We start from the raw sequence: 10,953 nt of genomic DNA on the forward strand, positions 1-10,953 counted from the left end.
GGTTGCCTTTTTGGCATAAAAATCACCCCACTTGTTATTCAGTATACCATACTGTCTAACAAATGGGGTGCAGTTCAACTGGCAGGCGTTTTTTTATCGTTACCGTAAGAAGTAGAGCAGCAGTCCGGCCTGCAACAAAATAATCGCCGGTATTCCAATGACAAAATACCAGTGTTTTGTCTTGTGGCGGAAGGTGAACATTCCAAGATACATTCCGACGCTGCCGCCCAATGCGGACAGCAGGAATAATACCTTCTCCGGCACCCTTCTTTTCTGGTGCTGCGCCGCAAATTTATCTATTCCGCACACGATAAACGCAACGACACTCATCACCAGGATATATCCCAGTATGATCTTCAGTTCCATATCCTACTCCTTTTATCCGTTCAAACTGCGTCCCATCCTATTGTGCAAACAGCTGTTGAATTCGGTCAAATGCAGCCTGTGCATCCTCATATCCGTTTTCATACGCAGCCTGCAATTTATCGGTGTTATGTTCGATACGATGCAGCACCATCGGTTTGCTCGGACAGATGATCACTGCCTTTTCCTGCTGTTCCAGCTGCTGTGCAAAATGGACACTTTCGTTGTAATCCAGATGTCGCTGCTCCATTGCCTTGCAAAGATTTGGATACTGCTTATAGCGGCGGCGAATGAGCGGCATCATTGAATTTGCCTTTTTGACATAACCGCGATTTTGGGTCAGCACGATGACCTGTTTTTCACATCCATCTGCAAAAGCCTGTTTGACAGGGATGGAATCCGCGATCCCTCCGTCCAGATATTTTCCCTGGCCGATCTTTTGCATCGGTGCCAGCAGCGGCATCGAGCTGGATGCAATCGAACAGGCGATCACATCGTCGCCGCCGCGGTTGGAAAACCAGTGACATTTGCCGCTCTGGCAGTCGGTTGCACCCACCTTCAGGTGCATCGGCGACGCATAAAAGGTGTCGTAATCAAAGGGTACATACTTTTCGGGGATCTCATAAAAAGAAAACTGCCAGTTAAAGATGGACCCTGTTCTCAGCAGCTGCCTCAATCCCATATAGCGAGGATCGTTACAGAACTGCTTTGCAATCTTGACATATCTTCCTCTGTCCTGAGAAAGATAGCTCAGCGCATTGCAGGCTCCGGCAGAAATTCCATAGACGTCCGAAAAGGTGATCCCATGATCCATAAAGAAGTCCAGCACTCCTGCGGTATAGACCCCGCGGAATCCGCCGCCCTCCAATATTAAAGCTCCCTGATACAAACAATGCACTTCCTTTCTGTTCATACAAGGGCTTTTTTGACAAAGCTCTTCCCGCTGTTAGTCTCCCAGGAAGGTCATTCCAATGATCTGCGGGCCGGTATTGATGGTGATTGCCGCGCCAATGCGGAAAATACCTACCGGAGGATAGCCGGCAACATTCTCACACTCCTTGGCAAGTTCATCGCTCATCTCGGTATCGCGGGCAACCAGAATCATATAAGGTGCCTTTTCCTCGGTGCGGGTACGCTGCTCTTTGAAGTATTTGACCATTGTATTGAGGATGGCAGCGTTTCCTCTGACCTTATCCACAATACTGGTGGTTCCTACCGCCGAGATCACCGGACGCAGTCCCAGCAGCTCTCCCACAAAGGCCGCTGTGCAGCTTACACGGCCCGATTTTTTGACGTACTTGAGAGTAAAGGGGCTAAAATAAATTTTAACGCGGGAGATATAGTCGCGGATATAAGCGACAATGCTCTCAAAGCTTTCTCCGTTTTGTGCCTTATGACATGCCTGGATAATCGGATAGCCGTAGCCCATCGCATAGCAGTTGGAGTCGATGACTTCGATCTGCAGGCTGTCTGGATGCTCCTCCAAAAAGGCATCCTTTGCCATCAGTGCCGACTGGTACATTGCAGAAGCACCCGAATAGATGGTGATAACTGCGACATGGGTGTATCCTTTTTCCAGCGCCTCTTCATACTTCTCCTGGAAGGTGATCGCCGGAATGTGCGAAGTAGACGGGATATTTTCACAGGAATCGATCAGGTCGTAAAATTCTTCCGGTGTAAAGCTTTCTCTTTCGTAATATCCTTTGCCATCTGCTGTGACAGGAATTGGCAGAATACACAGGTTCTCCAGTTCCTGCTCATCCTTTGCAGGAATATCGCAGGCAGAATCGGTGATAAAAAAGATTTTTTCCTGGTTCATAGGTTCTCCTCTCCTTATTCGGAAACATCAATATCTGTCCAGTGGAAGCGATGCAGCTCCCCTTGGTTCTGCAATGCAGGAAAATTCCACTGGCGCAGTGTTTCATAAACGGCAATCGCAACCGTATTGGACAAGTTTAAGCTCCGCACCGGCCCAATCATCGGCAGGCGCAGGCACTGTTCGGGATGGCGGATCAGAATTTCTTCCTTGATGCCGGCATCTTCTCTGCCAAAAATCAGATAGCTGTCATCTGGATAGCTCTGCTCCGAATAGACCTTTCTTCCCTTGGTGGTAAAAAAGAACAGCTGGTCGTCCTTGTGCTTTTCCAAAAACTCCTCGTCGGATTCATAATAGGTGATGTCCAGAAAATGCCAGTAGTCCAGTCCTGCCCGTTTGAGTTTTTTATCGTCGATCGAAAAGCCCATCGGTCCGACCAGATGCAGTCTGGCGCCGGTACAGGCGCAGGTGCGCGCAATGTTTCCGGTATTCTGGGGAATCTGCGGCTCAAACAATACGACGTTCAGCCGCGGCTGTTTCTCGTTCAAACTGGTTCCTCCCTCAAAAATAGAGCGGAACACCATATTTTGTGGTATACCGCACTATATTTTTGTAACAACTGTTATATAGTAATATTAAACAATCTCTCTTCATTTGTCAATGAGCGAAAACGATCGCATCAAAAGAAAGTCGAGGGAGAAACGTTCAAAGAAAGTTATCTTTGTAAGATTGATTTCGAAATAAAAATCAGGTATTCTTAAAATAAATATCCGAATCGTTTCTTTTTTAATTGACACCGCTGCTTTTTGTCCGGCAGCAAAGGAAAGGCTAGTGTCAATTCTGTACCAGACGGATAACAACTTTTATGAAGAAGAGAAAGGAACTACCATGGGTAAAATACTGGATGCAAAACAACTGATGGAGGATGTTGCCAACTGGCAGTCGCCGCAGGATCTTCTGGAAACACTCAGCGGCATGGAACAAAACATGGCGCTGTATGAATCAGGAATTCAGGAAATCAGAACTAAATTAGAGATATTGCAGCGGGATGCCCGATTTAAAGAGGGACACAATCCCATTGAGTCGATTAAAAGCCGTATCAAACGTCCGATGAGCATTATCGAAAAACTGTACCGCAAAGGTTTCCCCATCTCCCTGAAATCTATGAAGGACAACCTCAACGACATCGCCGGCATCCGTGTCATCTGTCCATTTATCGAGGACATCTACACCGTAGCCGAGATGCTGACCAAGCAGGATGACCTGAAGGTGTTGGAAACCAAGGATTATATTCAAAACCCAAAACCCAATGGTTACCGAAGCTATCATCTGGTGCTGGAGGTGCCGGTCTTTTTATCCGACCGTAAGGAGCCTGTTCGGGTGGAGGTACAGCTGCGCACCATTGCCATGGATTTCTGGGCCAGTCTGGAACATCAGATTCACTACAAGACCAGCAAGGAAGTACCGGACTGCGTTGTAGACGAGCTGAAGGAGTGTGCGGAAATCATTGCGCATACCGATGAGCGGATGCAGCGCCTGTCCAAACAGATTCGCTGCATCGGCGATACCCTTGACCGATAATAAAAATGAATCATAAACAGGAACAGTTTCCTGTTTTCTTCAAAAAGCGATTGTAATTTCCCGATAAATTGGGTATAATGAACCTATTAAATCCATTTAAATCGCAGAAAATAATAGTATTTTTCAGAATCATACAAAGGAGTGTGCTCCATGAAAAAAAGTGTATTGATTTCCCTGATCGCACTGGGAATCTCTTTAGTTGGCCTGGTCATTGCTCTGGCAGCTTGGATGCGTAAAAAACGCGATCTTGACTGCGACGATTTCGACGATGATCTGCTGATGGACGACGATGAGGACATGGAATATATTGCTTCGCAGTATATTGAACATGACATCCATGACACCGAGGAATCGGCTGCGCCTGCTGCATCTGAGGATTCTGACGAAAATCAGGATGCCGAAGAACCTGTTGAGGAATAAGCTTTGAAAAAAATCTTCCCTGTTTGAAACGGGGAAGATTTTTATTTTCTATTTTTTGAAATATTTGATAAAAAAGTGTTGACATTTTCGTGATAATATGATATTCTTATTAGGCACTAAAAAATATATCGCGGGATGGAGCAGTTTGGTAGCTCGTCGGGCTCATAACCCGAAGGTCGTTGGTTCAAATCCAGCTCCCGCAACCAGAAAATAACAGTCATCCTTTTGGATGGCTGTTATTTTTTTGTTCTGAAGCTTGAACCTACTCCTTCTTGTCATAAGACCGGCGAGCGTAGCTCGTTGGGGGACAAGCCCGACCACTGCCTGTGGCAGAGTAAGGGAGGGCGAGGAGTGGCAGCGGTCGAAATCTGGCGCAGCGCACAGCAAGCAGCAGATTTCGGGTACCGCAACAGGCGCCACGCGATAACCCGAGGGTCGTTGGCTTAAACCAGGCTTTTTTCTTTTCCCGCTTAGCACTTCGCATACGGAAAATACTATCCTCCCATCATCTCTTTGCTCGATTGATTTTTTTATGCTATACTTTTTATAGAAACATCTTCTCCTGCTTACGATATGAAAAACAGCTTCATGAAGGGGGACATCCTATGCTCAGAGCTTTCTTTTCAATCATTTACTTCTTGATCTTTCTGTTTTTGATTGATCTTGTTTTCAGGAATACACTCAGTGTATACACGGATATCCTGGCGGTAGTCTGCTGGATCATTGCATTGATTATCAGCGTTGGATTGGCAAACTTTACCGTAAAAAAGATAAAAGAGAACTATAAAAAATAGAGTGCAGTTCAAAATGAACTGCACTCTATTTTTATCTTCTATTCTTTCAAAGGTTGTTCCCAGGAAAACAGCCGGTCTTTGCGCAGCAGATAATAGCCCAGTCCCGCTGCATCCGCCAAAAACCAGCCGATCGGAACCGACCACCAGATACCGACCACGCCGATCGCTGGAATGGCAGACAGCAAATAAGCCAGCGCAACCCTCGTTCCCAGGGAAATAACGGTCAGGACCACCGACATTTCCGGTCTGCCGACGGCACGATACAGACCATACAACAAAAACAGACAACCAATCCCGCAGTAAAACGCGCCTTCAATGTGCAGATAGCGCACACCTTCGGCGATGATCTGTGTCTCTCCTGCATCAATAAACAAAGTCATCAGCTGGCGTGCAAATATCCAGATGATGAGCGACACCAGCACACAGAACAAAAATGCCGCCGTCACTGCTCCCTTTAATCCTGCCTGCATCCGTTCCTTTTTGCGCGCTCCGTAGTTCTGAGCGATAAAGGTGGAAAAGGCGTTGCCAAAGTCCTGCACCGGCATGTAGGCAAAGGCGTCGATCTTCACTGCCGCCGCAAAGGCTGCCATCACCGACGGTCCAAAGCTGTTGACCAATCCCTGTACCATCAGAATACCCAGATTCATCACCGACTGCTGCACACAGGTGAGCAGGGAAAAATTAGTGATCTCGCGCACACAGCTCCACCGCACCCGAAAATGCCGGCGCTGTACCCGCAGCTGTGGACAACGAAGCCAGGTATAGACCGCGATTCCAATGCCGGATACATACTGTGAGATCACCGTTGCTTCTGCTGCTCCGGCAACTCCGCGCTGGAGCACCAGCACAAAGAACAGGTCCAGCCCGATATTCAGCACCGAAGAAACTGCCAAAAACAGCAGCGATGTCACCGAGTTTCCTACCGCACGCAGCAGGCAGGCAAAATAATTGTATAAAAAGGTTGCGGTGATGCCGTAAAAAATGACCAGCAGATACTCCCGCATCATGCTCCATACTTCCTGCGGCACTCGCAGAAAAGCCAGAATCTCATCCACCAGCAGAAATACCGCCACATTTAACAGCAGTGTAATCGCGCCGATCAGCAAAAAGGAGGTGCAAATTCGCTCCTTCAACCCTTCCTCATCCCGCTGTCCAAAGCGGATGGAAAAAGCTGCGCCGCTTCCCATGCACAATCCCAGCAGGATGGAGGTCAAAAAGGTCATCAGCGTAAAGGCGGAACCGACCGCCGCCAGCGCATTTGCCCCCAGAAATTTTCCGACGATCAGCGTGTCGGCGATATTATAACACTGCTGCAGCAGATTTCCTGCAATCATCGGCAGTGCAAACAACAGCATCGACCGCATCACCGGCCCACGCGTTAAATCTCCTTTCATCGCCCTCTCTTCTTTCTAAACGAAATTTAAAACTTACGTTTAGAAAGAAGTATACCCGAAAATAAACCTTTCGTCAACCAAGTCTTTGCATTTCAAAAAAATCCTTGTATAATGATTACATATCCCAAAAAGGAGGACTGCTCATGTTTTTGGAAGGGCTGGATGAACTGGACCAGCAGATCGTGCGGCTGTTGATTGCCAACGCGCGGATGTCTTATTCGGAGATTGGACAACAGGTCGGTATCTCCCGCGTTGCGGTCAAAGCGCGCATCCGTGCACTGGAACAGCGCGGCATCATTGAAGAATACACCACCATCATCAACCCGCAAAAAATCAGCGGTGCCGTTTCCTGCTACTTTGAAATTGAAACACTGCCCGACAGCTTTGCTCAGGTTGTTTCCTTACTCGATCAAAATGAAACCATCACCCAGATTTACCGCGTCACCGGCAAAAATAAACTGCACGTGCACGCGGTCGCCGCCTCCAGCGAGGAGATGGAACAGCTGATCGCACAGGTGATCGATCCTTTGCCTGGTATTGTCAGCTGTAACTGCAATATCATTTTGTCCAGAATCAAAGACATCAAAGGATTGCGGCTGTAAAGCTGCTTTTTCATCGTACAGGCAGAGAGCACCTCGGACGTTTAAATGTCCGAGGTGCTCTCTGCCTGTGTTTCTGTCTGATCTGGATAGACAAAGCCGTGCATAAACCCATTTTTAGCGTAAACAGAACAGATGTCTCCACCGATGACCTGCTCTTCATACACCAGCAGGTTGGCGCGAATGTATTCCTTCTGCCCTGGGTAATTGCTCACCGAATAGGTAAAACGGCTGATCTGCTTTCCCTGGAATTTGGTCAGGTCAAACCCCTGTTTGAGCTGAATCTCATTGTAATTTTGATAGACATCTCCGAAGGTTTGCGGAACAACAACCTGCGCTGTTTCGATGGGTTCCTGGGATACCTCCCAGCCAAAACTCTGCAAAAATGCAATGCGGGCAGCATTGTCGGGAACTGCTGTATTGTGGTTTTCTGACTGGGCCGGCGCAGGAAAAGGTTCCTCCTTTGAAAACACCGATCCGAGTGCAGTGACCAGCAGCAATACAACCACCGCTACCGCCGCGAGGAACAGCAGCCGCTTGAACAGCGTTTTGGGTTTGAGCGAGCAGATGAACATGGACGAACTTCCCCTTTCAGAAAATATTGTCTGGTGGCTCGAAATACCTTGGGCGACAGCAGCACCATGGCTGCCAGATTTGGAATCAGCAGGCACGCATTGAGGACATCTGCCAGCGAAAAGACCAGCGGCAGACGCAAAAAACATCCGGCGGCACATCCTGCCAAAAACAGCAATCGGTACAGAAAAAGTGCTTTGCTGTTGTTAGAAAACAAAAATTCGATGCACCGCTGTCCATACAGGCAGAAGCTGATGACCGATGCAAAGGCAAACAGCGCAATGGCAATCGACAGCATCTTTCCTCCCGTATCTCCCATCACCAGCACAAATGCCTGCTGTGCCGCTGCTCCGCAAGGGACAACTCCGCTGGCTAAAATCGCCAGTGCCGTCACGGTACAGACCAAAATGGTATCACAGAAGACCTCCAGTATTCCCCAGAATCCCTGTTCCACCGGACTGGTCGCTCCGCTGCACGCATGCGCGATCGAGGCGCTCCCAAGTCCTGCCTCATGGGTGAAGATACCGCGTGCAATACCCACCCGCATCGAGGTCAACAGTCCTACACTGGTGCCGGCGACGCCCGCAACCGGTGAGGCAAACGCCTCGGTGAAAATATCGCTGATCGCCTGCGGAAGGTTCTGCCGAAAATAGAACAGGATGCAGCCGCATCCCGCCAGATAAAACAGCGACATGGCGGGCACCAATGCACAGCAGGTCTTGACCGCACGGTCACAGCCTCCGGCCAGCACCCATCCGCACAACAGTGTCAGCGCCACAGCACACAGCCATACCGGCATGGAAAAGCTCTCCTGCAGCGATAAGGCTATGGCGTTTGTCTGGGTCATGCTGCCGCTGGTAAAGCTGGCAAGGGCACAGATGACACAAAAGATGCCCGCCAGCAGCTTTCCCAAGGGGCCAGGGATTCCGCGGGAAATATAGTACATCGGTCCTCCGCGAAAAGCACGGGCTGTTCGATCCTTTTCCCGAAAGAAAACTGCCAGAAACACCTCCATATATTTTGTGCTCATTCCCAGCAGCGCACCGATCCACATCCAAAAGATACATCCGGCACCTCCCAGCGCCAACGCCGCTCCCACACCGACAATATTGCCGACGCCCATCGTTCCTCCCAGCGCCGTACTGACCGCTGCAAAAGGAGATACGCCGTCCTTCTGCTTCGGTTTATCAAAGAGCGAACCTATCGTCTTTTTGAAGATGGTTGGCAGCCGCAGAAAAGGAAGAAATCCCGTACAGACAGTAAAATAAACGCCGCACAGCAGCGTCAGGGCGATCGTCCCTCTCCCCCATAACAGCCGTACTGCTCCATCCAGTAATTCTTCGATAACACAGCCCTCCTTCCGCATGGTTTTGCTAGAACCTATGCAAAAACAAGGAAGAATATGCGCTGAAAATACTGGACATTTTGCGGCGGTCCGTTATAATTAAATTGCAAATCATTTGTTCCCTATTATATCTGTAAGGAGGAAGATAGATATGTACCAATGTTCCAAATGTTTCCAGAGAGGTTGTACCAAACAGGATTTGACCAAAACACTGCCTGACTGCCCAAGCAAGGAAGCTGCCATTCAGGAAAAGGCAAAGGAGCTGTATAAAGAGGCTGAAAATCACAGGATTGCCTACTGTGCAGCGCTGACCGAGGCAGGCGGCTATGGTCAGGACACCCGCTTGATTGAAATTATCAAGTTCCTGCACCGCGGCGGCTACAAAAAGATCGGTCTTGCCTTCTGCACCGGCCTGTACAAAGAAGCGCAGGAAGTTACCAACATTCTGGAGTACAACGGCTTCGAGGTCATCTCGATCATCTGCAAAAACGGCGCCATCACCAAGGATTTTCTGGGCATTACCAATGAGCAGACCGTTCGCGGTAACTGCAAAACTGAATCCATGTGCAACCCGATCGGACAGGCACTGCTGCTCAACGAGCAAAAGACAGAGTTTAACCTGATTCTGGGTCTGTGCGTCGGCCACGACACCCTGTTCATCAAATATTCCGATGCACCAATCACCGCACTGGCTGTCAAGGACCGTGTCACCGGCCACAATCCATTGGCTCCGGTTTATCTGGCACAGGGATACTACCACAAAAAGTTCTATCCGGAAGATCCTGAAACACTCAACCCAAAGGATACTGAATATAATAAATAATCAAAAGAGCTTCGCGTTATACGCGAAGCTCTTTTGATTATTTATCTTCTATCAGGGTACTTTCGTGCACAAACACATTTTCTGTCCATCGGGTCAGATGGACCTCCAGCTGCTGTGCAAAAAGATCGTCTCCCTGCTCCTTTAACAGATCGATCATTCGGCAGCCTTTCTTGCGGGCATAATTGACCGTCTGCATAGTTCCGCTGCGGACGGTCTTTGTCAGGTAGTATACACAGGCACAACTGTGGTCCACCATGTAGTAATTTCGCTTCTTCATGCAGTCGTCGGTATAGTCAGGGCTGACGATAATCACCTCATCCGCATGTTCCCGAATCTGCTCATACAGTGCAACTTCTTCCGGCTTCCATTCCTGGGTCTGATTGGGACACGGAAGCACCAGATGCAGACGAATTTCAGGAAACAGCGCCTTCATCTCCAGCACCGTCATTGCAGCGAGTGTATCAAACCCCTGTGCGCCGCCGGTGTAAAAGATGGTGACCTCCCGTTTTACCAGGTAGGCAATCGCTTTTCGCAGATTGTTTTTCAGCTTTTCCCGTTCTCTCTCGCTGTTAGGCAGCTGCCGGTGTCCTGTCAGACAGCAGTGATGCCGCCGCACGCTGTCATCGCAAAAAAACTCCTCCATCGTTATCCTTCTTCCCTCCATTTGACCGACAGGCAGGGACTTTTGGTGTCTACAAAACGGTACAAAAAGTCCTTTGCTTCCTCTGCATAGTCGATATTGATCCGCTTGGTCGCCGCAATCTGCTGCTCAGGCATCTGGATTCCTTCACAGATATACAGTTCCTCTCCGGTGAGCAGCACACCGTTTTGCTCTCTGGTAATGCCCATCCCGTCACAGAGGCGGCCTGGACCGGAGAGCAGATTTTTTTCGTTCAGGCTCTTGATCTGCTTCTTTCGCTGGCGCAGCGCTGTCATCTGTTCGATTCCTTCCACCGGACAGGCAGCGCGGATGAGCACCGCCTCAGGGACACCTTCCTCCCGCGTGGTGATATTAAAACAGTTGTACATCCCGTAAATCAGGTACACATACGCCCGACCGCCCTGCTCAAACATGACCTGAGTGCGTTCGGACTTTCCCTTGTAGGAGTGGCAGGCTTTGTCCGAAAATCCAGTATAAGCTTCGGTTTCGCAGATGATTGCCGACAGCGTTTGACCGTCCATTTTTCGCACCAGCAGTTTGCCGATGAGCTGTTTTGCTACCTCGACCGTATCCTGCAGATAAAA

The 10,953-nt window shown here is 49.1% G+C and carries 13 protein-coding genes and 1 tRNA gene; 5 read left to right on the forward strand and 9 right to left on the reverse strand.

Going from position 1 to position 10,953, the window contains the following annotated elements; translation table 11 throughout:
* Positions 1-99: 99 nt before the first annotated feature.
* The 4 genes from Q0L39_RS08475 to trmL are packed head-to-tail and all read right to left on the reverse strand — an operon-like array spanning position 100 to position 2,727.
* Complete coding sequence (locus Q0L39_RS08475) at positions 100-366, reverse strand: DUF1294 domain-containing protein (protein ID WP_296628344.1); 267 nt, start codon at positions 364-366, stop codon at positions 100-102.
* 37 nt (positions 367-403) lie between these two features.
* Positions 404-1,252 (reverse strand): patatin family protein, encoded by an 849-nt coding sequence (locus Q0L39_RS08480; protein ID WP_296628347.1) that lies wholly within the window; start codon positions 1,250-1,252, stop codon positions 404-406.
* A 57-nt stretch (positions 1,253-1,309) separates the two neighbouring features.
* Positions 1,310-2,182, reverse strand: coding sequence for a DegV family protein (locus Q0L39_RS08485; protein ID WP_296628349.1), 873 nt, complete (start codon positions 2,180-2,182; stop codon positions 1,310-1,312).
* 14 nt (positions 2,183-2,196) lie between these two features.
* Positions 2,197-2,727 (reverse strand): tRNA (uridine(34)/cytosine(34)/5-carboxymethylaminomethyluridine(34)-2'-O)-methyltransferase TrmL, encoded by a 531-nt coding sequence (trmL, locus tag Q0L39_RS08490; RefSeq protein ID WP_296628350.1) that lies wholly within the window; start codon positions 2,725-2,727, stop codon positions 2,197-2,199.
* Positions 2,728-3,067: 340 nt separating this feature from the next.
* Between trmL and Q0L39_RS08495 the strand changes: the two genes are divergently transcribed.
* The 3 genes from Q0L39_RS08495 to Q0L39_RS08505 all read left to right on the forward strand — a co-directional run bounded on the left by Q0L39_RS08495 (position 3,068) and on the right by Q0L39_RS08505 (position 4,386).
* Positions 3,068-3,760, forward strand: a complete 693-nt coding sequence (locus tag Q0L39_RS08495; protein ID WP_296628352.1) for a GTP pyrophosphokinase family protein — start codon at positions 3,068-3,070, stop codon at positions 3,758-3,760.
* A 150-nt stretch (positions 3,761-3,910) separates the two neighbouring features.
* Positions 3,911-4,180 (forward strand): hypothetical protein, encoded by a 270-nt coding sequence (locus Q0L39_RS08500; RefSeq protein WP_296628354.1) that lies wholly within the window; start codon positions 3,911-3,913, stop codon positions 4,178-4,180.
* Positions 4,181-4,309: 129 nt separating this feature from the next.
* Positions 4,310-4,386, forward strand: a tRNA-Met gene (locus Q0L39_RS08505).
* A 626-nt stretch (positions 4,387-5,012) separates the two neighbouring features.
* Here Q0L39_RS08505 and Q0L39_RS08510 read toward each other — a convergent pair.
* Positions 5,013-6,368 (reverse strand): MATE family efflux transporter, encoded by a 1,356-nt coding sequence (locus Q0L39_RS08510; protein WP_296628356.1) that lies wholly within the window; start codon positions 6,366-6,368, stop codon positions 5,013-5,015.
* Positions 6,369-6,511: 143 nt separating this feature from the next.
* On the opposite strand from Q0L39_RS08510, the gene Q0L39_RS08515 reads away from it, so the two are divergent.
* Positions 6,512-6,970, forward strand: coding sequence for an Lrp/AsnC family transcriptional regulator (locus Q0L39_RS08515; RefSeq protein ID WP_296628357.1), 459 nt, complete (start codon positions 6,512-6,514; stop codon positions 6,968-6,970).
* Between the two features lie 41 nt (positions 6,971-7,011).
* Here Q0L39_RS08515 and Q0L39_RS08520 read toward each other — a convergent pair whose 3' ends face one another.
* The gene (locus Q0L39_RS08520; RefSeq protein ID WP_296628359.1) at positions 7,012-7,542 is read right to left on the reverse strand and encodes a DUF4830 domain-containing protein; all 531 of its coding nucleotides are present in this window, start codon (positions 7,540-7,542) and stop codon (positions 7,012-7,014) included.
* Positions 7,479-8,906 (reverse strand): sodium:alanine symporter family protein, encoded by a 1,428-nt coding sequence (locus tag Q0L39_RS08525; RefSeq protein ID WP_296628362.1) that lies wholly within the window; start codon positions 8,904-8,906, stop codon positions 7,479-7,481. The genes Q0L39_RS08520 and Q0L39_RS08525 overlap by 64 nt, the downstream gene beginning before the upstream one ends.
* Positions 8,907-9,036: 130 nt before the next feature.
* On the opposite strand from Q0L39_RS08525, the gene Q0L39_RS08530 reads away from it, so the two are divergent.
* Positions 9,037-9,708 (forward strand): DUF1847 domain-containing protein, encoded by a 672-nt coding sequence (locus Q0L39_RS08530; protein WP_296628364.1) that lies wholly within the window; start codon positions 9,037-9,039, stop codon positions 9,706-9,708.
* A 37-nt stretch (positions 9,709-9,745) separates the two neighbouring features.
* Here Q0L39_RS08530 and Q0L39_RS08535 read toward each other — a convergent pair whose 3' ends face one another.
* Entirely contained in the window at positions 9,746-10,351 is a 606-nt protein-coding gene (locus tag Q0L39_RS08535) for an SLOG family protein (protein WP_296628366.1), read from the reverse strand.
* Between the two features lie 2 nt (positions 10,352-10,353).
* The coding region (locus Q0L39_RS08540; RefSeq protein ID WP_296628368.1) for a DNA-3-methyladenine glycosylase at positions 10,354-10,953 on the reverse strand (600 nt) is incomplete at its 5' end.

The sequence above is a fragment of the uncultured Negativibacillus sp. genome, from assembly GCF_944388365.1.
GTDB lineage: Bacteria > Bacillota > Clostridia > Oscillospirales > Ruminococcaceae > Negativibacillus.